The sequence below is a fragment of the Novosphingobium sp. IK01 genome, assembly GCF_033242265.1.
Lineage (GTDB): Bacteria > Pseudomonadota > Alphaproteobacteria > Sphingomonadales > Sphingomonadaceae > Novosphingobium > Novosphingobium pituita.
On record NZ_BTFW01000001.1, the window covers coordinates 3,235,878 to 3,259,577 of the forward strand.

A 23,700-nucleotide genomic window follows, 5' to 3' on the forward strand; every position below is an offset into this window, starting at 1 on the left:
GCCATGGCGCAGACGATCCGGCGCGGGGGCAAGGGCGTGCGGCGGGCCGCCGCCACGCGCGGTGCCAAGGCCAAGGTCCAGACGGCGCGCAAGCAGACCGGCTCGGCCATCGGCCATGTCATGCGCGTCCAGCCTTTCAGCGACGAGACGCTGCACCGGATCATCCTGACGGTCATCCTCGTTGCCGTGGCGGGCGCGGGCTGGGCGGTTGCCTCGATGATGGGCGTGCCTGACATGGCCGAGAGCGAAGTGGCGCGCGTGGCCCACGACGCGGGCTTCGACGTCAAGCGCGTCGAGGTGCGCGGGGTCAAGCGCATGAGCGAGCAGACGATCTTCGAGAAAGTGCTCGGCCAGCGCGACCAGGCCATGTCGCGCATTGATGTGGCGGCCCTGCGCGAGACGCTGCTCGATCTGCCCTGGGTCAAGGACGCGCGCGTTTCGCGCCAGTTGCCCGATACGCTCGTGGTCGATGTGGTCGAACGCACGCCCCATGGCGTGCTGCGCAAGGGCGACAAGCTCGTGCTGATCGACGAGACCGGCCACGAACTCGAACCTGTCACCCCGGCCAAGGCCAAGGGCCTGTTCGTGCTTTCGGGCGAGGGCGCTGCCGGGCGCGTGCCCGAGCTTCACCACCTGCTCGATGCGGCCCCCGCGCTCGAACCGCAAGTCGCGCAGGCCGACTGGATCGGCAACCGCCGCTGGAACCTGACGTTCAAGACCGGGCAGGTCCTCGCCCTGCCCGAAGGCGACGAGGAAGCCGCCGCCGCCCTGCTCGAATTCGCCCGTCTCGACGGGGTCAACCGCCTGCTGGGCGGCAAGGTCGCCAGCTTCGACATGCGCGCGCACGATCGCACCTACATGCTCGTGCCCGGCCATGCCGATGAACTGGCGGAACAACAGCGCGATGCCGCCGCGGCCAAGGCAAAAGCCAAGGCCGCCGCCAACGCCCATAAGGCAAAGGAATAAGTCCGCGTGGTCGCACCCCGCATCACCAAGGTCTTTGCCGCCGTCAATCTGGGCTCGTTCCGCACCTCGGCGATGATCGCCGGGCTGTCGGAGGCGGGCGAACTGATCGTGCTGGGCTCGGGCCACCGGGCCAGCCAGGGCATCCGGCGCGGCTATGTGATCGATATGCTGGCCGCCACCCATTCGGTGCGCGACGCGATCGAGCGCGCCGAGAAGATGGCCAATACCTCGGTCAGCCAGGTCCTGCTCGGCTGTGCCGGGGCGGGGCTTGAAAGCACGAGCACCCAGGTCGAGGTCGAGATCGGCGGGCGCCGGATCGAGGACGACGACATCGCCCACCTGCTGGTGAGCGCGCGCAACGTGATCCAGCCCGACGGGCGCACCGTGCTCCATGCCCAGCCCGCGCACTACACGCTCGATGGCGCGCACGGCGTGCCCAATCCCAAGGGCCTCCATGCCGATCGCCTCGCGGTTGATATCCATGTCATGCTCGCCGATGGCGCGCCGATCCGCAATATCCGCGAGACGGTCGAGAACGCCCATCTCAAGGTCGATGGGGTGGTGGCCGCACCAGTTGCCGCCGGGCTCGCCTGCCTGACGCCCGAGGAACGCGATCTGGGTGTGGCGCTCGTCGATTTCGGGGCGGAAGTGACCACCGTTTCGGTTCATGCCGGGGGCATGTTGCTGGGGATGCAGGTTCTTCCGTTCGGTTCGGGTGATATCACCGATGCGGTTGCCTCGGCCTTCGGCATCCGCCGCTATCAGGCCGAACGCCTCAAGTGCATGTCGGGCTCGGCCATCGCCAGCCCGGCCGACCATCGCGAGATGATCCCCGTCAACGCGCCGGGCGACCCGGAAGGGGCAGGGCCGCTCGCCCGCCATGCCGACGACAAGAACCGCATCCCGCGTGCCGAACTGATCTCGGTGATCACCCAGCAACTGGGGCTGTTCACCGGCGAACTGGGCCGCGCGCTCAAGGCCATGGGCTTTACCGGCACGCGCGGGCAGCAGGTCGTACTGACCGGCGGCGGGGCGCAATTGCCCGGCCTTGCCGACTATGCCCAGTCGGCGCTGGGGCGGCCGGTTCGAATCGGTTCGCCCCCGACGATGCTGGGGTTGCCGCAAGGCCATGCCACGCCCAGTTCATCCACTTTGGTTGGATTGATCCTCCATGCCGCGTCCGACCCGGTCGACATCCGCAAACTGACGGTAAACGGCCAAAATGGCGGGGCAACCAGCCTGATGGGCCTGTCGCGGCGGATCATGCGCGCGCTCAAGGACTATTTCTGATGGGCGAGGCGGCTACGCATTTGTCGCAAGGGACGACCGGATCGGCGGATATCCGCGCAAAATCCGCATTCGATCTTGTGGAAAAGCGCGGATCGGCTTTGATTCGATGAAACGTTCCGTGCCATTGTCGTCTGCAACCATAACCGGGGCTTTCCCGGCTGTGCATTTCGCGTTCGATCCCGTGTCCCATCCCATCCACTGCCCAACCCGAAAGGGAGACCAACCATGAGCATCAACATCGGACCGCCGGCCATTGACGAGCTTCGGCCCCGGATCACGGTGATCGGGGTTGGCGGGGCAGGTGGCAACGCGATTGCCAACATGATCACCGCCGGGATCGAGGGCGTCGATTTCGTCGTCGCCAACACCGACGCGCAGGCGCTCAACAACTCCATCGCCGAAAACCGCATCCAGCTCGGGCCCGCGATCACGCAAGGGCTCGGCGCGGGCGCCCGCCCCGAAGTGGGCCGCGCCGCCGCCGAGGAAACCCTGCCCGAGCTCGAACGCGTGCTCGATGGCGTCCACATGGTCTTCATCGCCGCCGGGATGGGCGGGGGCACCGGCACCGGCGCCGCGCCGGTGATCGCCGAGGCCGCACGCCGCAAGGGCGTGCTCACCGTGGGCGTGGTCAGCAAGCCGTTCCTGTTCGAGGGCACGCGCCGCATGCGCTCGGCCGAAAGCGGGATCGAGGAGCTGCAGAAGCACGTCGATACGCTGATCGTCATCCCCAACCAGAACCTGTTCCTGGTGGCCAAGGCCGAGACGACCTTCAAGGAAGCCTTCCAGCTCGCCGACGAAGTGCTCCAGCAGGGCGTGCGCTCGATCACCGACCTGATGATCATGCCCGGCCTCATCAACCTCGACTTCGCCGACGTCCGCTCGGTCATGGGCGAGATGGGCAAGGCGATGATGGGCACCGGCGAGGGCGATGGTCCGAACCGTGCGCTTGAGGCCGCCGAACGCGCGATTGCCAACCCGCTGCTCGACGGCGTGTCGATGCAGGGCGCCAAGGGCGTGATCATCTCGATCATCGGCGGCGACGACATGAAGCTGCTCGAAGTCGACGAAGCGGCCAACCACATCCGCGAACTGGTCGATCCCAACGCCAACATCATCTGGGGTTCGGCCTTCAATCCCGATCTCAACGGCAAGATCCGCGTCTCGGTGGTCGCCACCGGGATCGAGCAGAGCATGGAGCAGGCCGAACAGGCCGCCCGTCCGGTCAACCTGCCCGGCGCCGCGCGCGGCCCGGCGTTCCCGGCCCAGCCGGTGCGCCCGGCGATTGCCACGCCCGCGCCTTCGGCAGCTCCGGCTGTTCCGCTCGGCGCCGCGCCGACGGCAGCCGCGCCTTCGGCCCCGTCCGTGACGCCGCAGGCGGTCTGGCATGCCGCCCCGGCCACGCCGCCCGTTCCGGCTGCCGCGCCCGAAGCCGACGATCCTCTCGATCTCACGCTCGATCTGGGCGCCGAGGGTGTCGAGGAAGCCGGTTATGACGCCGCCCCGGTTCAGGCTCCGGCCCCCGTCGCGCCGCGTGTCGGCCTTGGCGCTGGCGAGCCCGAGCGCCCGGCGCCGCGTGTCTCGACCGGCGGTGGCAGCACCCTGTTCGAGCGCATGGCCAACCTGTCGCGCGGGGTGGCCCGCACCGAGGAGGCCGAGGACGGCGAGGATGGAGCATCGCTCAGCATCCCCCGCTTCCTGGGTCGCCAGAACAACCAGTAATCCGCCATCGCGCTGATTCACGGACCAACAGGCCGCCGCTTTTCAAGGGAAGAGGGGCGGCTTGTTGTTTGGGCTTCAGCCGCGATGCGTTATGGGCGCGCACGATGATGCTTCGACTCCCCCAATCGCCCGTTTTTATGGCGCCCGTTTTCACCTCGCTTCTGTCCGGGGGGCTGATTGCGGCCCTGCTGGCGGGGACGGCGGCGCCGCTGGCCGCGCAGGATCTGGCGCATATGCCGCAGCAGTCGGTCCTCGATGGTCCGGCGCCGGTGCGGCAGACCGCGCCGGTCCCCACCGTGTCGCGCCCGGTCGTCCAGCCGGTTCCGGCACAATCTGAAAGCGAGGGAACTGCGGCAGGGGGGAGTCAGGCGCTCAACGCCGCGCTGGCCCGCCTCGCGCGGGATCCGCGCAATGTCGAGGCGCTGCTCGATGCAGGCACGGCCGCGATGGCGCTGGGCGACATGGATGCCGCGCTCGGCTTCCTGCGCCGGGCCGACGAGATCGCGCCGGGCAATGGTCAGGTCAAGGCCCAGATGGGCAAGGCGCTGGTTCGCGCCAAGGACCCGCTGGGCGCCATCCGTGCCTTCGACGAGGCCCAGCGTGGCGGCGCCAATCCGGCAGACTTTGCCGCTGATCGCGGGCTTGCGCTCGATCTGGTCGGCGACAACTTCCTCGCCCAGCAATATTACCGCCAGTCGCTGGCCCGTTCCAACGATGCAGAGGTGACCCGTCGCCTCGCGCTCAGCCTGGCGATTTCGGGCAATCGCAACGAGGCCGAGAAAGTCCTCGCGCCGCAACTGGCCGGGTCCGACCGTGCGGCGTGGCGTGTGCGCACATTCATTTTGGCGATCAGCGGCAATGCCGATCAGGCGGTGACCGTGGCCAATGCCTCGATGCCGCCGCAACTGGCCGCCGGGATTGCCCCCTATCTGCGCTATCTGCCCCGCCTGACCGCCGCGCAGCAGGCCGCTGCCGCCAATTTCGGCCGCTTCCCGCGCGCCGCCGACATTGGCCGCGATGATCCGCAGATCATGGCCTATGCCCTTGCTCATCCCCGTCCGCCGCGTATCGAGCAGCAGGCGGCGCCTGTCGCGCTCGCTGCGGCTGGCCGCAAGGAGCGTGGCGCACGCGACCGTCTGGCACGGGCCAAGGCCGCCGAGGAGCAGCGCCTGGCCATGGCTCGCACGCAAGTGCCGGCCCCGCCGCCCGCGCCGGTTTCCCAGCCTGCTCTTCAGCAGCCGGTTTCCCCATCGGTGGTGCCCGCGCAGGCCGCGCCCGCATCGGTTCCCGCTCCGGTCCCTGCGCCGGTCCCAGCGCCGGTTTCTGCCGCGCCGACCCAGATCGCTGCGGCCACTGTGGCGCCCAGAGGGCCGACTTTCGTGTCGCAGCCAGTGATTCAGGCAATTCCCGCCTCGGTCCCGGCTTCGGCAGTGGCTCCATCGCCCGTAGCGGCTCCGGCTGATGCGCGCGCAAATGGCGCGGCGGCTGCCGAGGCTGAGGCGAGCCCGTCGCCCGATGGTTTTGCCGCTCTCTTCGCCGGTTTCTCGGCGCCTGCCGAAGAGCGGGAGCGTCCGGTTGCGGCGGTGGACCTCGCGGCGGTCGCTGCGGCCCATGCCAAGGCTGCTGCCGAAGCCCGCAAGGAGGCGCAGGCCAAAAAGCTCGCCGACGCGAAGAAGGCCGCTGCCGAGCGCAAGGCGCTTGCCGAAAAGAAGGCTGCCGACGCCAAGAAGGCCGAGGAAGCCCGCAAGGCCAAGGAAGAAGCGCGCCGTCTGGCCGCCAACCCGGCGCGGACCTGGGTTCAGGTGCTGACCGGGGGCGACCGCGCCAAGATGGGCAAGGAATGGGCCGGGCTTCAGGCCAAGGCGAGCGAGCTGCGCGGGCGCAAGGCCTATGTGACTTCGTGGAACCGGGTCTATCGTCTCGTGACCGGGCCGTTCCCGAGCAATGCCGCCGCGCAGGAATTCGTGGCCAAGCTCAGGCACAGCAATGTCAGCGCCTTCCAGTTCGACAGCCCCGCCGGGCAGGTCATGGACGGCGTGTCGGGCAAGTAGGGACGGATGGAAGCGATGGGCAGGCGATGGGGAGGCAGGGGGCAGGCTCTGCTCCGGCGCTTGTCCACAACTTTTGCGCGTCCTTGTCGAGTTTTGCCCAAGGCTTGGGTACCATTCGATTGTCGGGGGCAGTCGGCTCGGCGATGGATCGAAGGGTAACCACGGAAAAGCCGGTCCTGGCACCGTGTGAGGGGGCGTGATGATGCGAACCGGCCACGAAGACAGCGAACGCGACGACGCGGCGCCGGTGGATATGCTCGCCTCGCTGTTCGAGGCGCGCGGCTGGCCCTGCGAATTCGTCTCGGACGACGAGATCCATGGCGAAGTCCAGGGATCGTGGGCGACCTACCAGTTGCGCTGCATCTGGCGGCCCGAGGATCATGTGCTCCAGATCCTTTCACTGCCCGACATCCGCGTGCCCGACGACAAGAAATCCCCGATGTTCGAGGTCATGGCCCTGATCAACGAACAGGTCTGGATCGGCCATTTCGACATCTGGTCCAATGGATCGGTCCTGCTCTATCGCCACGGCTTGATGCTGGGCGACGATGGCCTGCTCAGCCTCCATCAGGCGCAAGTGGCGATCGAGGCGGCGGTCGACGAGTGCGACCGCTTCTATCCTGCCTTCCAGTTCATTCTCTGGGGCGACAAGAGCCCGGCGGAGGCTCTGGCCAGCGCGCTGGTCGATGCTGCCGGGGAAGCCTGATTCCTGCCTTCGGGGCGGGGCCTGATTGGAGCCAAGCATTCTCATGACCTATTCCTTCCTTCAGTTCGGTTGTGGCAACATGGGCGGGGCCATGCTCGATGGCTGGCTGGCGGGCGGCATCGCCCCGGCGGCTTTCACCGTGGTCGATCCCCATCTGCCCCAGGCTCCGGCAGGGGTGCGCCTGCTGCGCGCAGCGCCGGTGGGCGAGGCGCCGCCGCGCTTCGTCCTGCTCGGTTTCAAGCCGCAGGGCCTGCCTGCCGCCGCCGAAACGGTCGCGCCGTTCGTGGGCAAGGACACGATCCTGCTCTCGATCCTGGCCGGGGTCGATCTGGCGACGCTGCGGGCCCGTTTCCCGCAGGCGGCGGCGATTGTCCGCGTCATGCCCAATCTGGCGGCGGCGCTTGGCAAGTCGCCGATTGCGCTGGTGGCCGACAGGGATGCTGGCGCCGGTTCGGACCTGCGCGCGGAAATCGAGACGCTGATGGCGCCGCTGGGCAGCACGGAATGGCTTTCGGGCGAAGACCAGATGGATCTGGTCGCTGCGCTGGCCGGGTCCGGCCCGGCTTTTGTCTATCGGGTGATCGACGCGCTGGCGGCCGGGGCTGCTGCACTGGGTCTGCCGCGCGATCAGGCCGACCGTCTGGCGCTGGCCATGGTCGAGGGTGCTTCGGCGCTGGCGGCGGCTTCGCCCCATAGCCCGAGCGAACTGGCCCGCCGCGTGGCCAGTCCGGGGGGCACGACCCAGGTCGGCCTCAACGTTCTTGATGCTGATGATCGTCTCGTGCGCCTGATGGAGGACACCTTGCGCGGTTCGCGCGACCGCGGCGCCGAGATGACCGAGGCCGCCCGCGCGGCGGGGTGAAAACCGGCGACAGGCCAATACATTTTGTCACACGATTGCGGTTCCGGTTTCGCTTGAAAGGCGAGGCCGGAATGCCGATATTGGCCGCATGGGCCGTTTTGGCCTGCAACGGAGAAAGTGCAAGCACATGGCAAACTGGAACGATCCTCGGCCCTCGCAGACGGGCTTCGGTGCGTCTCCGAGCCTGTCGGGTGCCTATGGGCGTGGCGAAGCATTCGACGCGGGCCTGCGGCGCTACATGCTCTCGATCTACAACTACATGGCTTCGGGCGTGCTGCTCTCGGGCCTCGTGGCGCTTGTGTTCGCGACCAGCGGTCTGGCCGTCGCCGTTTTCGGCACGCCGCTGCGCTGGCTGGTGGTGCTCGCGCCGCTCGCTTTCGTGATGGTGATGAGCTTTGGCCTCAACCGCCTGTCCTCGACCGCGCTCAAGGCGCTGTTCTGGGCGTTCAGCGCGGTGATGGGCATGTCGCTCTCGTCGCTGTTCTTCGTCTACACCGGTCCCTCAATCGCCGCGACGTTCTTCGCCACGGCGGGCGCCTTTGCCGGTCTGAGCCTGTTTGGCTACACCACCGGCAAGAACCTGTCGGCGATGGGCAGCTTCATGATCATGGGCCTGTTCGGCATCATCATCGCGTCGCTGATCAACCTGTGGCTGGCCTCGCCGGGTCTGGCCTGGGGTATCAGCTTCCTGGGCGTGCTGATCTTTGCCGGGCTCACCGCCTATGACACGCAGCGCCTCAAGGAACAGTATGCCTACGTCGCGGGCACGGACTATGCCGACAAGGTCGTCGTGATGGGCGCGCTGAGCCTCTACCTCGACTTCGTGAACATGTTCACCTCGCTTCTGCAACTGATGGGCGACCGCCGCTGAGCGACCTGTTGCTCCCCGGTTATTTCCCGAGATAAAAGATATGCCCGGTGGCCCTCGTGGTTGCCGGGCATTTCCTTTGCGGGAAAGATCGCTTACCAATCGTGATGTGCTTCTACGAGCGGGGCGGGCGGATGGCCGCTTGCCCCGGCAGAGTGATCCGGGGTCTGTCCATGGTACGAATGCTGCGCGCAAGCGCTACGAATAACGCAGAAATGCCCGCTTCGAACGGACGGTCGGCGATTGCCCGCCGGGCCATGCGGGCGCTGGGGGGAACCGCACTGGTCGGGGCGGCGGCCCTGGCCGGTTGCTCGGGCCCGCACGCGCCGCCGCCGCCCGCCGCGCCGCCGCCGCGCAAGGTGGTGACCGTGCCGCCGCTGCCGGTGCCGCCCAATGGCGCAAGCGCCAATCTCACCGTGCCGCCGCTCGATTCGAGCGGGCTGCGCCAGTCGGTCAATCGCAACATCAGCGATGCCCAGTCGATCTGGAACTTGCGCTCGGCCTACAATGTCGCCGCGCTCAACTGCACGAGCGCGCGCCATGCCCAGCTCGTGCCGCTCTACCGCGCCTTCCTCAAGACCCATGCCAAGGCGCTGGCCAAGGCCAACCGCACGATCGACCAGGAATTCAAGGCGAAGTACGGCGCCCGGTTCGTGGGCCCGCGCGAACAGTACATGACCTCGGTCTACAACCACTTCGCGCTGCCGCCCACGCTGGCCGATTTCTGCGATGCGACGCTGGCGATGGCTCATGATGCCGCCGCCGTGAAGCCGGTCGAGTTCGAGGCTTTTGCCGTGCGCAGCCTGCCCAACATCGAGGTGGTGTTCGACGCGTTCTATCGTCGCTACGACGCCTATCGTTCCGACGTGGCGGCCTGGCACGCCCAGTATGGCGACGCCCAGCCCGGCGCGCAGATCGTGGTTGCGAGCGGGGCGGGAAAGACTGAGCCGACCGAGGGCTGAGGCCCCCGGGCAAGGCAAGGCTGTTGCTCCGGGTCGGCAGGCTGTCGACCCGGAGCTGAAAAAAAGATGAAATTTGCTCTTGGCGCGGCTCCTCACTCGCGCTAATGGCGGCGCTCCCGAAGCAAGGAAGCCGCAAGGCAGCCGGACTTTCGGAAGATACTGGAACGGGGCCGTAGCTCAGCTGGGAGAGCGCGTCGTTCGCAATGACGAGGTCAGGGGTTCGATCCCCCTCGGCTCCACCAGTATACAACAGACCGGATCGGGCCTCTTGCGCGATCCCTCATGATCGCCAGCCTGCTGCCAGCCTGTCCCCCAAGCGCCGTTCGCAAGGGGAAGGGCAGGACGCGGGCCTGTGGCGCAGTTGGCGTTTGGGTTTTTCCCGTTTCGCGCCGCTTGTGCCGCCTCAGGACTGCCGGACGCTTTTTCATGCACTTTCTCGACCAGGCCAAGATTTTCGTGCGCTCGGGTACCGGTGGTCCCGGTGCGGTCAGCTTCCGCCGCGAGAAGTACGTCGAATATGGCGGCCCCGATGGCGGCGATGGCGGCAAGGGCGGAGATATCGTGTTCGAGGCCGTGCCCGGCCTCAACACCCTGATCGACTTCCGCTACACCCAGCACTTCAAGGCCCAGCGCGGCCATGGCGGCGCGGGCAAGAACCGCACGGGCGCGGGGGGCAATGATCTGGTGATCAAGGTTCCCGTCGGTACGCAGGTGCTCGATGACGACCGCGAGACGGTTCTGGCCGACCTGACCGAAGCCGGGCAGCGCGTGGTCTTCCTGCGCGGCGGCGATGGCGGGCGCGGCAACCTCTCGTTCAAGTCCTCGACCAATCGCGCCCCGCGCCAGTGCGGGCCGGGCTGGCCGGGCCAGGAAATGTACGTCTGGCTGCGTCTCAAGCTGCTGGCCGATGCGGGCCTTGTCGGCCTGCCCAATGCCGGCAAGTCGACCTTCATCAACCAGATCACCAACACCAAGGCCAAAGTCGGCGACTACGCGTTCACCACCACGCGCCCGCAACTGGGCGTGGTGCGCCACCGTGCGCGTGAATTCGTGCTGGCCGACATTCCCGGCCTGATCGCGGGCGCTGCCGAAGGGGCGGGGATCGGCGACCGTTTCCTCGGCCATATCGAACGCTGCCGCGTGCTGATCCACCTGATCGACATCAATGGCACCGACCCGGCCGAGGCGCTGGCCATCGTCGAGGAAGAACTCGAAGCCTATGGCGCGGGTCTCGACGACAAGCCGCGTCTGGTTGCGCTCAACAAGATCGATCTTGTCGATGCCGAACTGGTCCGCGCGTTCAGCGCCGAATTGCTGGAGGCGGGGGCTACGCGGGTCTTCCCGATCTCGGGCGCGACGGGCAAGGGCATGGACGACCTGCTCGACGCCGTGCTCGACTATCTGCCCGCCGCGACCACCACCGAACGCCCGATGGGCGAGGTGGAGGATGCGGCGCAGGCCAAGCCCTGGTCCCCTATCTGAATTGTCCCCGGTCTGAATTGTGGCCGAGTTGCGGTCTGGCACCGTTCTGACGGCAACAAACCGACAATTCGGAACGCTTTGCACCGGGGCGCGCCGACCCGTGGCGCAATTGCTTCAAGGTGCCTTTCCGTCGTGCGGCATTTGGCCTAAGCCGCCGCGATCATGACCATCAGTCAGCTTTCCCACATCGCCGAATCGGCCCATTGTCCGCGCCTCGTGATCAAGGTCGGCTCGGCCTTGCTGGTGGGCAAGGACGGGCAGCCAAGGCGCGAATGGCTGGCTGCGCTGGTCGCCGAAATCGCTGCGGCGCGCGCGCGGGGACAGGACGTGATCGTGGTGTCCTCGGGCGCGATTGCGCTGGGCGCGCGGCGTCTGGGGCTGGCCAAGGGCGGGCGGGGGAGCCTTGCCGATGCGCAGGCCGCCGCCTCGGTCGGGCAGATTGCGCTGGCGGGCCTCTGGGCCGAACTGCTCGCCACCCATGGCATCACCGCCGCGCAGATTCTGCTGACGCTCGAAGACCTTGAGGATCGCCGCCGGTACCTCAACGTCACGGCCACGCTCGGGCGCCTGCTGGCCGCCGGGGCCGTGCCGGTGATCAACGAGAACGATTCGGTAGCCACGCAAGAAATCCGCTTTGGCGACAACGACCGCCTTGCCGCGCGCGTGGGGCAGGCCGCCGCCGCGCAAGGGGTGCTGCTGCTGTCCGACATCGACGGGCTTTATGATCGCGATCCGCGTCTGCCCGGCGCGGTGCGGATTCCCGTGGTCGAGGGGGTGACCCCTGAAATCCATGCCATGGCCACGGGCGGTTCGTCTTCTGGGCTGGGCTCGGGTGGCATGACTTCCAAGTTGCAGGCTGCCGAAATCGCCGAACTGGCGGGCATGGCGCTGGCGATCATCGACGGGCAGCCGGTTGCGCCGATTGGCGCCGCGCTGGGCACCGGGCGTGGCACGCTGTTTGTCCCGCGCCATCGCCATACCGCGCGCAAGGCCTGGCTGGGCGGGCGGCTGCGGATGCGCGGCACGGTCCATGTCGATGCCGGGGCCGCCGCTGCGCTGGCCGGTGGGGCCAGCCTGCTGGCCGCCGGGGTTACGCGGATCGAGGGCGAATTCGCGCGCGGCGATGTCGTTGCGGTCGAAGGCCCGGACGGACAGGTTCTGGCGCGCGGCCTGTGCGAATACGATGCCGGGGAGGCGGTGCGCCTGATCGGCCATCCCTCGTCGGCGCACGAGGCCATCCTCGGCTATGCCCCGCGCTCGGCGCTTATTCATCGCGACCAACTGGTCCTCTTGTGAGAATTCCTGAATGATGGCCTTGCGTCAGCGACCGGGCGAGCTGCTCGCCGTGACCGGTGCAACCGGGTTTGTCGGGCAAGCCGTGCTCGAACAGGCCGCGCGTTCGGGCGTGGAAGTGCGCGCTCTCACCCGCCGCGAACAGCCTGCGCGCGAGGGCGTGGAATGGGTGCGCGGCGATCTCAACGATGGCCCGGCGCTCAAGCGGCTGCTGTCGGGCGCCGGGGTGGTTTTGCACATCGCGGGCGTGGTCAATGCGCCTGATATGGCCGGTTTCCATGAAGGCAATGTGACCGGCACGCTCAATGTCGTGAACGCGGCGCTGGCGGGCGGGGTGGAGCGGTTCATCCACGTTTCCTCGCTCTCGGTGCGCGAACCGCAGCTTTCGGACTATGGCACGTCGAAGCGCAAGGGCGAGATGATCGTCAAGGCCTCCAGCCTCGACTGGACGGTCGTGCGCCCACCGGCGATCTATGGTCCGCGCGACACCGAGATGTTCGAACTGTTCAAGCTGGCCAAGACCGGGATCATCCCGTTGCCGCCCGGCGGGCGCGCTTCGGTGATCCATGTCAGCGATCTGGCGCGGCTGCTGATCGCGCTGATCCCCGGTGGCGAGGATGTGACGAGCCAGACCTTCGAGCCCGACGACGGGACGCCGGGGGGCTGGGACCAGGTTGCCCTTGCACGCGCCATCGGCATGGCGATGGGGCGCCGCGTGTGGCCGCTGCCGCTGCCGCGCTGGCTGCTCGAATGGGCGGCAAAGCTCGACCGTCTGATTCGCGGCGACAAGGCCAAGCTCACCGCCGACCGCGTGAGCTACATGAGCCACCCGGACTGGACCGTGAGTGAAAGCGCGCGTCCGCCCGCCTCGCTGTGGGAACCGCAAGTGGAAACGGCCATCGGGCTCCATGCGACGGCAGCCTGGTACAAGGAAGAAGGCTGGCTTTGAAAGCGGCGCCAGTTGCCATGCCCGGCCTTTGCCAGAGGCACTGCCCCATCCAGAGCTAATGGGGTGCAGGGGGCCCTGCCCCCTGCGGTATCCCTTGTTCTTCAGGGCTCTCAGGCTGCCGCGTGGGTCAGTGAACGCCCGGTTTCCGCCGGAAGCCGCCAGACGCTGATCACGCCGACAAGAGCGAGGCCAGCCATGACGAGGAATGCGAAGCGGTAATCCGCGCCAGCCCCGCCAAGCCCCGCGACGCGGGCGAACAGGCCCCCGGCGTGGACACTCATGGCCGCCGCCGTCACCCCGGCTGCCGCACCCAGTTGGAGGACGGTGTTGAACAGGCCATTGGCGTCGCCCATGCCCTGCCGGTCGACATCGGCGAAGGCCAGCGTGGCCAGCGCCGAGAACTGGAGCGAGCGGACAAGGCCATTGGCGCAGAGCATCGCGGCGACGAGCGGGGCAGGCGTGGCGATGCCGATCAGCGCCAGCGAGGCCAGCGACCCCGCGCAGAGCACGCCGTTTACCAGCAGCACCCGGCGATAGCCGAAGCGGCGCAGGATGCGCCCGACCATGCTTTTCATCGCAATGTCGCCCGCAAACAGCGCGACCACGAACAGCCCGGCATGGACCGCGCTGAAGCCGAAGCCCGCCTGCATCATCAACGGGAGCAGGAACGGCACCGCGCCGATGGCCATGCGCGAAAGGGTGCCGCCGCTGACCGCCGCGCGGAACGAATGGGTCTTGAGCGCGGCCAGATCGAGCAAGGGATGCGGGCTGCGGCGCATGTGGACGAGCGCGAGGGCGAGCACGGCAAGCCCCCCAGCGATCAGCGCCAGCGCGGGGGCCGAAAGCGCGCGGGCGCCGCGCTCGAAGCCGATCTGGAGCGAAAAGACGCCCAGCGCGGTGAGGAGGAAGCCGGTCATATCGAACCGCCGCCGCGCGCCGCGCACGTCGGGGATCAGCCAGAACGCGGCGACCAGCGCGACAAGCCCCAGCGGCACGTTGAAATAGAAGATCCAGCGCCAGCCCAGATGTTCGGTGATGAGGCCGCCGATGGGCGGGCCGACCACCGGCGCGAACAGCGCGGGCCAGATCAGCGCCGACATCGTGCCGATCAGTTCCTTGCGCGGGGTATGGCGGATGACCACGAGCCGTCCGACCGGGGTCATCATCGCGCCGCCGATCCCCTGGACCACGCGCAAGGCTACGAAGGCAGGCACCGAGCGCGCGCTGCCGCACAGGGCCGAGGCAATCGTGAAGATGGTGATCGCGGTCATGAACACGCGGCGCGCGCCAAAGCGGTCGGCCATCCAGCTGCTGGCCGGGATCAGCACGCCGAGCGCGAGCATGTAGGCGCTGATCCCGATGTCGAGCGCGACGGCGGTGGTGTGGAACGTGCGCGCCATCGAGGGCAGCGCGGTGACCAGGATCGTGCCGTCGAGCATTTCCATGAACAGCGCGCCGGTCACCAGGCTCATCATCAGGCGCCGGCGCAGCGGCGAGAGCGGGGCGGGAGCTATTTCAGGCGGCTGTGCGGACAAGCGCGGGTATCCTTCCATCGGCTGGCGCATCCCGCTTTGGCAAAGGATGGGCTGTCTGCCCAGCCTGCACAGGAAAACCGGGCTGAAGGCATGCCTTCAACCCGGTCGGGAAATTTCAGCAAAAAGGTCAGAAGACCGGGTCGTAGCCGGGCGGGAGCGGGCTGCTCTGGCCGACCTCGCTGGCCTGATCGCCGTGGCCGGGGACGTGGATGCCGCATTCGGTCTTGTCCCAGCCCTTCCAGCGGCCCGAGCGCGGGTCTTCGCCCGGCGCGACCTTGCTGGTGCAGGGCGCGCAGCCGATCGAGGGATAGCCTTGCGCGACCAGCGGGTGCCGGGGCAGGCCATGGGCCTCGAAATAGGCTTCGAGGCGGTCCTTTGGCCAGTTGGCGAGCGGGTTGATCTTCAGCCGTCCGGCGGCGTCCGCCGTGTCGATCTCGAAGCGGGGCAGGCCAGCGCGGGTCGAGGACTGGAAGCCCTTGCGCCCGGTGATCGAGGCATCGAACCCGGCCATCGCGCGGGCCAGCGGGATCACCTTGCGGATTTCGCAGCAGCCGTCCGGGTCCCACGACCAGCGCAACCCGGTCTCGTCCTTTTTCGCCACGACGGCGGCATCGGGTTCGAGCACGCGCAAGTCGGTCAGGCCGAGCTTGCCGATCAGCTGGTCGCGATAGGCCAGCGTCTCGGGGAAGTGCTTGTGGGTGTCGAGGAACAGGACCGGGGTATTGCGGTCGGCCTGCGCCACGAGGTGGAGCAGGACCGCGCTTTCCGCGCCGAAGCTGGAGACGACCGCGACCCGCCCAGTACGCCCTTGGGCGATCCCCTCGGCCAGAACGGCGGCGAGCATGTCCTGCGCCTCGACCCCGTCGAAGCGCGCGTTGAGCGCGGCGACTTCTTCGGGGGTGAAGCGGGGGGACGTGTCGATGCGGTCGGGCACGTGGGACGTGGCTTGGGCGGGACTGGTCATGGTGTCAGGCTTTCTGGGCACCGGGATGGCGGGCGGCCCAGATCGGGGCGCGGCCATCGACGGTCTTCTGGTAGACTTCACCCCAGGTCGCGAAGGCGGCCTCGGCATCCTGCGGGCTGATCGGCTTGTCGGGCGCGAAGGAATCGAACCCGCAGCGGCGCATGTGGCTGAGCTGGTCGATCAGCACGTCGCCCACTGCGCGCAGCTCGCCGGTGTAGCCGCGTTCGCGCAGCGAGCGGGCCGAGGAATAGCCGCGCCCGTCGCCGAACGAGGGGAAGTTGACCTCGATCAGCGCGATCCGGTCGAGGAACGGGACGAGCGCGAGCGCATCGTCGCCCGGCTCGATGCGGACGGCGGTGGCATTGCCTTGCGCGCCAAAGGCATCGACCGTCACGGCCGGATCGGCGACGGGTTCGTCGGTGCGGTAGCGCAGAACGGTCTCAACCATAGATCGCCTCCTTGAACGGGGCCATGCCGATGCGGCGGTAGGTGTCGAGGAAACGCTCGCCCTCGTCGCGGCGGGCGAGGTAGACGTCGGTGACCTTCTCGATGGCATCGACGACGCCATCTTCCGAGAAGCCCGGCCCGGTGATCGTGCCGAGCGAGGTATCGGCGCTTTCCGCGCCGCCGAGCAGGAGCTGGTAGTTTTCCAGTCCCTTGCGATCGACCCCCAGAATGCCGATGTGGCCCGCGTGGTGGTGGCCACAGGCGTTGATGCAGCCCGAGATCTTGAGCTTCAGCTCGCCCAGTTCGCGCTGACGCCCGATGTCGGCGAAGCGGTCGGTGATTTTCTGCGCGAGGGGGATCGAGCGCGCATTGGCGAGCGCGCAATAATCGAGGCCCGGGCAGGCGATGATGTCGGTGATCAGGTCGAGGTTGGGCGTGGCCAGCCCGGCTTCGACGAGTGCCTGCCAGACCCGATAGAGATCGGCCTTCTTCACATGGGGCAGCACGATGTTCTGCGCATGGCTCACGCGCAGTTCGTCGAGGCTGTGGTCACGCGCGAGATCGGCCATCAGGCGGATCTGATCGGCGGTGGCGTCGCCCGGAATGCCGCCCACCGGCTTGAGGCTGATCGTGACGATCGCATAGCCGGGCTGCTTGTGGGCATGGACGTTCTGGTCGACCCAGAGCGCGAAATCGGGATCGGAGAGGTCGAGATCGTCCGACAGGCCGCTTTCAAGACCCGGATCGACGAACATCGCCTTGATCCGTTCGAGTTCGGCCGGCGGCGGTTCGAGGCCCAGCGTCAGGATATGGGCGAATTCTTCGCGCACCTGGCGGGCATATTCATCGACCCCGATCTCGTGGACGAGGATCTTGATGCGCGCCTTGTACTTGTTGTCGCGGCGGCCATGGCGGTTGTAGACGCGCAGCGCCGCTTCGAGGAAGCTGATCATCTGGAGCGCGGGCACGAATTGCGCAATGCACGGCGCGATCATCGGCGTGCGGCCCATGCCGCCCCCGGCAAAGAACTTGCAGCCGATTTCGCCCGCCTCGTTCTTCACGATCTGGATGCCGATGTCGTGCAGGCGCATGGCCGCGCGGTCGGTGTCGCTGGCGATGATCGCCACCTTGAACTTGCGCGGCAGGTAATCGAATTCCGGGTGGAACGTCGACCACTGGCGCAGCAGTTCGGCATAGGGACGCGGATCGACGACTTCATCGGCTGCCGCGCCCGCAAAATGGTCGGACGTGGTGTTGCGGATGCAGTTGCCGCTGGTCTGGATCGCGTGAAGCTGGACCTTGGCGAGGTCTTCGAGGATCTGCGGCGCATCGGACAGCTTGATCCAGTTGTACTGGATGTTCTGGCGCGTGGTGAAGTGGCCATAGCCGCGATCGTACTTGTCGGCGATGTCGCCCAGCACGCGCATCTGCGCCGAACTGAGCGTGCCATAGGGCACCGCCACGCGCAGCATGTAGGCGTGAAGCTGAAGATAAAGGCCGTTCTTGAGGCGCAGCGGCTTGAACTGGTCTTCGGTCAGCTCGCCCGACAGGCGGCGCGCGACCTGGCCGCGAAATTCGGCGACGCGGGCCTCGACCATGGCCTGATCGTGTTGGTCATATTCGTACATGTCAGATCACCCAGGTACCGGCCTGCGGATCGGCAGGCTTGAGCGAAAGGTCGAGGCGCACGGTCGGCCCGAGCGCGCGGATGCGGTCCTTGATATGCGCGGGCCGCACGGCGCCCGCTTCGATGGTCGCGTCGATCACATGGGTATCGGTCACCACCTGCTTGGCGTTTTCGCGCGCGATGATCGCCTCGGCATCGTGTTCCACGGCCACGGCATTGTCGACATGGCGCGACCAGCCTTCACCCGTCCACCAGACCACGTCGCCGCTGCGCAAGTCGCTGCCCGTGATCACCTTGATCTTGTCCCCACTCATCGGGCCGCCTCCACAATCGTCTGCAATTCCATGGTATCTCCCCGCGCGGCCACTTCGCCGATGACGATCAGCGCCGGGCTTTTGACATGGTTCCGGGCGACCAGATCGGCCAGCCCCGCCAGTTCCCCGCGCAGCACGCGCATCTGCGGACGCGCCGCATTCTCGATCACGGCCAGCGGCATCGTCGGTGCGAGGCCATCGGCCATCAGCTTTTCGGCGATCGGTGCGGCGCTGGCCACGCCCATGTAGATCACGAGCGTGCGGCCAACGCCCGCCAGCCCCGCCCAGTTCTGTTCCGACAGGCCCTTGCACTGCCCGGCCACGAACGAGACGATCGAGGCATTGTCGCGATGGGTCAGCGGAATTTGTGCCGCAGCCGAAGCGCCGAGCGCCGCGCTCACGCCGGGCACGACTTCGACCTTCACGCCCGCCGCATGGCAGGCCTCGGCCTCTTCCCCGCCGCGCCCGAAGATGAACGGATCGCCACCCTTGAGCCGCACGACATCATGCCCGGCCAGCGCCTCGCGCACGAGCAGGGCGTTGATTTCTTCCTGGGGCATCGTGTGGCGCGCGCGGCGCTTGGCCACCGAGATGAAGCGCGCCCCGCGCGGGGCCATGGCCAGCACGGCGGGATCGACCAGCCCGTCGTGGACCACGACTTGCGCGTTCATCAACAGGCGCGCGGCGCGCAAGGTGAGCAGGTCGGGATCGCCGGGGCCAGCGCCGACCAGAAACACGGTTCCGCTGGTTCCGAAATGGGCAGGTTCAGTCATGGTGGCGCATGTGGCCTCGCGCGCGCCATCCTGCCAGCGAGAATGGGTTGGGCCGGGGCTAGGGGAACTTTAGCCGTGCTGCGGGTGCCGCCGCAGCCTCGCCGGGGCAAAGCGACGAAACGGGGCAGAATTAACGCTGCCACGGGCCGCACGGAGCGCCCGAAAGCTGGCCCGCCGGGCCGGACATGCTGCCTTCGGGTCTGGCCCCGTTAACCAGATTCCCGAAAATTTTGTTGATGTGCCATATGGATAATTCGAAAAGGTGGACAGAAATACAGGTTCGGGCAAGATTTGAAGGGAAACCTGAATGCGTTTTTATCTGGCAACGTCCTTCATCTTCCCCCGGTCCTTGCGGATGCGGCTTTTCACCCTGTGTTTCGTCACCACGCATCTTCCGCTGATCAGCTATTGCATCTGGGGGCTGGCAACAGGGCGGATGGAACTGGCCGATTTCGTGCTGTTGACGCTGGCCACCCTGATCGGAACGATTGGGGCGCTGGTGGGAATCGGCGCGCTGCTCAACCCGATTCATGCCCTTGCCGAGAGCCTCAATGCCCGCGATGCGATGCCAGCCTCGCCGGGCGCAGGGGCAGCCTTGCCGCCGGCCATGGATGTCATCCAGTCGCTCTATGCCGGGGTGCATCGCGCGGCGGTTTCGGTGGGGACGCAGATCCAGACCTTGCAGGTCGCGGCGAATGAAGATCCGTTGACCGGCCTGCTCAACCGGCGGGGTTTCCTCGAAGCGGCCGGACCCGTGCTGGCAGAGGGCGGGCGCGGCTGCGTCGTCATGCTCGACATCGATTATTTCAAGTCGGTCAATGATACGCTCGGCCACGATGAAGGGGATCGCGTCCTGTCCGCCCTGGCCGGGGTGCTTTCGCGCCAGACCCGCCGGGTCGATCTTGTCGGGCGCTGGGGCGGCGAGGAATTCATCGTCTTCCTGCCCGGATGCCTTGAGGAAGAGGCCAGCCGGATCATGGCGCGCATCGCCCATTTGCTTCGCGTGGCACCCGTCGGGGAGGTCAATGGCCGGACGATCACCTTCTCGGCCGGAATCAGCCAGTGTCCGGATGGCAGGATCGACGCCGCGATCCTGCGTGCCGACGAAGCGCTCTACAGTGCCAAGGAACTGGGCCGCGATTGCGTCGTCTGCCACACCGCCATCGGCGGGCGCAGTCTGGCTGTCTGATTCTGCCGACCTGATCCGGCCAGTCTGAGCCTGAAAGTCTGAAGCCAAGGGGGCTCCGGGATCCTGCCCGCCCGCCGGGCTTGACGCCAAGGGGCCTGGGGGCCATAGCCGCGCCAAGGCGATGGATTTCCGCCGGGCCCCTGGCCGAACCGCCCGATGCCGTCCCTTCTTTCAGGATGGCTGGAGGCTGATGATTCCTGCCTGTAGCTTGTTCGCATCAGGAGGAATCGTGCGCGCTTTTCTTGCCCTTCACCGTCATCGGATCACTTTTGCGCTGGCCCTTGTGGCCATGGCGCTGGTGGTCGGCACGGCCTGCGCCGGGTTCCTCTGGGCGCTCGATGCGGTCACGCGGGTGCGCTTTGCCGCGCCATGGCTGCTCTGGGGGCTGCCGCTGGGCGGGGCCGGGGTGGCCTGGCTCTATCGCCGGTTCAGCACGCGGGCCGAAGGGGGCAACAACCTCATCCTCGACGAGATTCACGAGCCGGGCGCGGGGGTGCCGCTGGCCATGGCGCCGCTGGTGGTACTGGGCACGCTGGTCACCCATCTGCTCGGCGGCTCGGCGGGGCGCGAAGGAACGGCGGTCCAACTGGGCGGAAGCCTCGCCCATGGCTTCGTCGACCGGCTCGGGCTGACCGGCGGCTGGCGCCGCCTGCTGCTGATGGGCGGGGTGGCCGCCGGGTTCGGCGCGGTGTTCGGAACGCCGCTGGCCGGGGCGGTTTTCGGGATCGAGGTTCTCGCGCTCGGCACGCTCGATCTGGCGGCGGCCTTGCCCTGTCTGGTGGCCGCGCTCGTGGCCGATGCGGCCTGTCGCTCGTGGGGCATCCATCATACGGCCTATCCCCATCTCGACCTGCCGTCCGAAGGGGCGCGCGCACTGGCGCTGCTTTTGCTCAAGGCGGGGGTGGCCGGGATCGCCGTGGGCCTCGTCGCGCGGCTTTTTGCCGAGGCCAATCACACCCTTGGCGCCTTCGTGCGCAAACTGGTGCCCGGCGCGCTGTGGCGTCCGGTGGTCGGCGGGGTTCTGGTGATCGCCCTGAGCCTGATTTTTGGCACGCAGGACTATCTCGGGCTGGGCGTCCTTGCGGCCCATCCCGGTGCGCCGACGCTGCCGGGCTTCTTCACCGCCGCGCCCGACCGCTGGAGCTGGCTGCTCAAGCTGGTGTTCACGGTGGCCACGCTGTCCACCGGGTTCAAGGGGGGCGAGGTGACGCCGCTGTTCTTTATCGGGGCGGGGCTGGGCAGCGCGCTTGCGCCGCTGCTCGGGGTGCCAGTGCCGGTCATGGCCGCGCTGGGCATGGTGGCGATGCTGGGCGCGGCGGCCAATACGCCGGTGGCCTGCGCGGTCATGGGGCTCGAACTGTTCGGGATCGGCCTCGGGCCGGTGCTGGTGGTGGCGTGCGTGGCCGCCTATCTGGCCTCGGGCCACGGGGGCATCTATCTTTCGCAGAAGATCGCCCGCCCCAAGTGGCCGCGCCGCCGGGCCGCAGCCACCCTGCGGGCGTCGCAGCGCAGCTGGTTCTAGTCCGGTGACCGGCTCTTGAGGAATTCGCGCAGCGCGGGCGTGTCGCGCAGGCGCAGGTCGCGTTGCGGATAGGGCACTTCGACGTCGTGCTCCTTGAACAGGCGCCAGACCGCCCAGAGAATCTGGCTGCGCACATTGGCTGTGCCGTCTTCCGGGTCGGCGATGGTGACATAGATGACCATGTCGATCCCGCTTTCGCCCAGAGCGGACATCGCCACCGAGGGGCCGGGATCGGCCAGCACGCGCGGCGCAGCGCGTGCTGCCTGAAGCATCAGCCGCTCGGCCAGATCGAGATCGGCATCATAGGCCACGCTCACCGGAATCGAGATGACGATCTGGGTGTTCGAATAGGACCAGTTCTCGACCTGGGTGGTCATCAGGATTTCGTTCGGGATCAGGTATTCGCGGTGGTCGCGCGTGGCCACCGAGACCGCGCGGATGCCGATCTTGCGCACTTGCCCTACGGTGCCATCGCCGATCGCGATCACGTCGCCCGGCTTGATCGAGCGGTCCATCAGCAGGATCAGCCCGGCGATCAGGTTGCCGAAAGTCTTCTGCAAACCGAAACCGATGGCCAGACCAAAGGCCCCGGAAAAGACCGTGAGCGCGGTGAAGTTGATCCCCAGCAGGTCGATGCCCATGAAGAAGGCCAGCGCCCAGACCATCAGCGAGAGCAGTTTTTCGCCCAGCACGCGCTGGGTCGAATCGAGCCCGTGGACCCGTGCAAAGAAGAAGCGGGCCAGCCGGCTGCCCAGCCGTGCCAGCATGATCATCGCGAAAACGACGAGCACCATCTTGCCCGCGTTGAGCACCGAGACATGATAGTGCCCGATATCGAAGCCGATATCGTCGAGCGAACGGACGAATTCGGCCACCGCGCGCTCGTTGCGCCGGGTCAGCCAGGTCATCGGGCCGCGCTCCAGGCGGCCAGCGCGTTGTCGAGATCGGCCATGAGGTCGGCCACGTCTTCCAGGCCAATGGCCAGTCGCACGGCAAAGCGGTCGGCCTCTTCGCGGGTGCCATCCTCGCGGGGGCGGGGCCAGGGGCTGGCGGTGCGGATCGCCGCCGGGTCGACCGGGGTGGCGAGGCTTTCGAATCCGCCGAAGCTGTAGCCGATGCCGAACAGGGAGAGCGCGTCGATCAGCGCGTCGCGCGCGCGGGCCGTGCCCCCCTTGAGGACGAAGCTGAACAGCCCGCAGCCCCCGGTGAAATCGCGCGCCCAGAATGCATGGCCGGGCGAGCCGGGCAGCATCGGGCAGAGCACTTGAGCCACTTCTGCGCGGCCCGAAAGCCACTGCGCGAGCGCGAGGGCATTGGCGCTCGCCTTTTCCAGGCGCAGCCCCATCGTGCGCAGGCCGCGCAGCATCATCGCGGCGTCGTCGGGCGAAACGACCAGCCCCATGGCCTGTGCCTTGAGGCGCAGCGGCCGATACCATTGCGCGCCGGCGGTGGTGGAGCCCATCATCACGTCCGAATGGCCGCTGACATGCTTGGTGAGCGACATGATGGAAATGTCGGCCCCATGGGCGAGCGGGGCAAAGCCGAGCGGCGAGGCCCAGGTGTTGTCGACCAGAACCGCCAGCCCCTGCGCCTTGGCCGCGCCGATCAGCGCGGGCATGTCGGGCACTTCCATAGTCAGGCTGCCGGGCGCTTCGAGCAGGACCGCGCGCGCGCCGGGGCACAGCGCGGCAAAGGCCCCGCTGTCCATCGGATCGAACCAGACCGTCTTGATTCCCAGATCGGCCAGCAGCCCGCGCGCCATGGCGCGGCTGGGCTCATAGGCATTGTCGGTGAGCAGCAGGGTATCGCCGGGGCGCAGCACGGTCATCAGCGCGCCGCAGATCGCGCTGACCCCCGAAGGATAGAGCACGGTGCCGCCATGCTGCGCGCCCGGTTCCAGCTCGGTCAGCGCTTGCGCCAGCGCCCACTGGGTCGGCGCGCCGCGCCGGCCATAGTAGAAATGCCCGTCCTCGTTGCCCGGATGGGCCCTGAGCGTCGCCATGTCGGGATAGAGATGGGTCGAGGCGCGCCAGACCGGCGGGTTGACCACCGCGCCGGGATGGCCGGGTGTTCCGGTCCATTCCGGGCGGCGCCCGGCGGCAACGATTGTGGTGGCAGGACGCGTGGCGGGGCGGGAGACATTCTTGTCGGTCGGGGCGCTCATGACCTGCTGCAAAGCAG

Annotated in this window: 21 protein-coding genes, 1 tRNA gene and 1 riboswitch; of the genes, 14 read left to right on the forward strand and 8 right to left on the reverse strand. The window is 67.7% G+C overall.

Translation table 11 applies throughout. From position 1 onward, the window contains the following. Window positions 1-3: 3 nt before the first annotated feature. From SBI20_RS14980 to SBI20_RS15035, 12 genes are all read left to right on the forward strand, one after another. Entirely contained in the window at window positions 4-966 is a 963-nt protein-coding gene (locus SBI20_RS14980; protein WP_317975768.1) for a cell division protein FtsQ/DivIB, read from the forward strand. A 6-nt stretch (window positions 967-972) separates the two neighbouring features. Beyond that, window positions 973-2,256, forward strand: coding sequence for a cell division protein FtsA (gene ftsA, locus SBI20_RS14985; protein WP_317975769.1), 1,284 nt, complete (start codon window positions 973-975; stop codon window positions 2,254-2,256). Between the two features lie 225 nt (window positions 2,257-2,481). Next, on the forward strand, window positions 2,482-3,975 hold the full coding sequence (gene ftsZ, locus SBI20_RS14990; RefSeq protein WP_317975770.1) for a cell division protein FtsZ: 1,494 nt from the start codon (window positions 2,482-2,484) through the stop codon (window positions 3,973-3,975). A 137-nt stretch (window positions 3,976-4,112) separates the two neighbouring features. Next, window positions 4,113-6,026 (forward strand): SPOR domain-containing protein, encoded by a 1,914-nt coding sequence (locus tag SBI20_RS14995; protein WP_317975771.1) that lies wholly within the window; start codon window positions 4,113-4,115, stop codon window positions 6,024-6,026. A gap of 202 nt (window positions 6,027-6,228) precedes the next feature. Next, a complete protein-coding gene (locus tag SBI20_RS15000; protein ID WP_317976158.1) occupies window positions 6,229-6,732 on the forward strand; it encodes a type III secretion system chaperone family protein in 504 nt (167 codons plus the stop codon). A gap of 43 nt (window positions 6,733-6,775) precedes the next feature. After that, window positions 6,776-7,594, forward strand: a complete 819-nt coding sequence (locus SBI20_RS15005) for a pyrroline-5-carboxylate reductase family protein (protein ID WP_317975772.1) — start codon at window positions 6,776-6,778, stop codon at window positions 7,592-7,594. Between the two features lie 127 nt (window positions 7,595-7,721). Then, a complete protein-coding gene (locus SBI20_RS15010; RefSeq protein ID WP_317975773.1) occupies window positions 7,722-8,465 on the forward strand; it encodes a Bax inhibitor-1/YccA family protein in 744 nt (247 codons plus the stop codon). A gap of 212 nt (window positions 8,466-8,677) precedes the next feature. Continuing rightward, complete coding sequence (locus SBI20_RS15015; protein WP_317975774.1) at window positions 8,678-9,424, forward strand: hypothetical protein; 747 nt, start codon at window positions 8,678-8,680, stop codon at window positions 9,422-9,424. Between the two features lie 166 nt (window positions 9,425-9,590). Continuing rightward, window positions 9,591-9,666 (forward strand) — tRNA-Ala (locus SBI20_RS15020). A 184-nt stretch (window positions 9,667-9,850) separates the two neighbouring features. Beyond that, window positions 9,851-10,906 carry a GTPase ObgE gene (gene obgE / locus SBI20_RS15025; RefSeq protein ID WP_317975775.1) on the forward strand — a complete coding sequence of 352 codons (1,056 nt, stop codon included), beginning with the start codon at window positions 9,851-9,853 and terminating at the stop codon, window positions 10,904-10,906. A gap of 162 nt (window positions 10,907-11,068) precedes the next feature. Beyond that, on the forward strand, window positions 11,069-12,202 hold the full coding sequence (gene proB, locus SBI20_RS15030) for a glutamate 5-kinase (protein ID WP_317975776.1): 1,134 nt from the start codon (window positions 11,069-11,071) through the stop codon (window positions 12,200-12,202). A gap of 10 nt (window positions 12,203-12,212) precedes the next feature. Then, entirely contained in the window at window positions 12,213-13,148 is a 936-nt protein-coding gene (locus SBI20_RS15035; RefSeq protein WP_317975777.1) for an NAD-dependent epimerase/dehydratase family protein, read from the forward strand. A gap of 110 nt (window positions 13,149-13,258) precedes the next feature. Here SBI20_RS15035 and SBI20_RS15040 read toward each other — a convergent pair whose 3' ends face one another. The 6 genes from SBI20_RS15040 to cobA form a co-directional block, all read right to left on the reverse strand. Continuing rightward, complete coding sequence (locus SBI20_RS15040; RefSeq protein WP_317975778.1) at window positions 13,259-14,683, reverse strand: MFS transporter; 1,425 nt, start codon at window positions 14,681-14,683, stop codon at window positions 13,259-13,261. Window positions 14,684-14,810: 127 nt separating this feature from the next. Further along, complete coding sequence (locus tag SBI20_RS15045) at window positions 14,811-15,647, reverse strand: phosphoadenylyl-sulfate reductase (RefSeq protein ID WP_317975779.1); 837 nt, start codon at window positions 15,645-15,647, stop codon at window positions 14,811-14,813. A 4-nt stretch (window positions 15,648-15,651) separates the two neighbouring features. Beyond that, complete coding sequence (locus SBI20_RS15050) at window positions 15,652-16,095, reverse strand: DUF934 domain-containing protein (protein WP_317975780.1); 444 nt, start codon at window positions 16,093-16,095, stop codon at window positions 15,652-15,654. Beyond that, window positions 16,088-17,722: a nitrite/sulfite reductase gene (locus SBI20_RS15055; protein WP_317975781.1), complete on the reverse strand. Its 1,635-nt coding sequence runs from the start codon at window positions 17,720-17,722 to the stop codon at window positions 16,088-16,090. The genes SBI20_RS15050 and SBI20_RS15055 overlap by 8 nt, the downstream gene beginning before the upstream one ends. A 1-nt stretch (window position 17,723) precedes the next feature. Then, a complete protein-coding gene (locus SBI20_RS15060; RefSeq protein ID WP_411911533.1) occupies window positions 17,724-18,035 on the reverse strand; it encodes a DUF2849 domain-containing protein in 312 nt (103 codons plus the stop codon). After that, on the reverse strand, window positions 18,032-18,808 hold the full coding sequence (gene cobA, locus SBI20_RS15065) for a uroporphyrinogen-III C-methyltransferase (protein ID WP_317975782.1): 777 nt from the start codon (window positions 18,806-18,808) through the stop codon (window positions 18,032-18,034). Before cobA ends, SBI20_RS15060 begins: the two co-directional genes overlap by 4 nt. A 307-nt stretch (window positions 18,809-19,115) precedes the next feature. Between cobA and SBI20_RS15070 the strand changes: the two genes are divergently transcribed. Then, on the forward strand, window positions 19,116-19,997 hold the full coding sequence (locus tag SBI20_RS15070; RefSeq protein ID WP_317975783.1) for a GGDEF domain-containing protein: 882 nt from the start codon (window positions 19,116-19,118) through the stop codon (window positions 19,995-19,997). A gap of 108 nt (window positions 19,998-20,105) precedes the next feature. Beyond that, window positions 20,106-20,204: riboswitch (Fluoride riboswitch) on the forward strand. Window positions 20,205-20,226: 22 nt separating this feature from the next. Beyond that, window positions 20,227-21,519, forward strand: a complete 1,293-nt coding sequence (locus SBI20_RS15075) for a chloride channel protein (protein WP_317975784.1) — start codon at window positions 20,227-20,229, stop codon at window positions 21,517-21,519. Here SBI20_RS15075 and SBI20_RS15080 read toward each other — a convergent pair. After that, window positions 21,516-22,427 carry a mechanosensitive ion channel family protein gene (locus tag SBI20_RS15080; RefSeq protein ID WP_317975785.1) on the reverse strand — a complete coding sequence of 304 codons (912 nt, stop codon included), beginning with the start codon at window positions 22,425-22,427 and terminating at the stop codon, window positions 21,516-21,518. The two genes, SBI20_RS15075 and SBI20_RS15080, sit on opposite strands and share 4 nt — an antisense overlap. Continuing rightward, window positions 22,424-23,683, reverse strand: a complete 1,260-nt coding sequence (gene metC / locus SBI20_RS15085) for a cystathionine beta-lyase (RefSeq protein WP_317975786.1) — start codon at window positions 23,681-23,683, stop codon at window positions 22,424-22,426. Before metC ends, SBI20_RS15080 begins: the two co-directional genes overlap by 4 nt. Window positions 23,684-23,700: the final 17 nt, after the last annotated feature.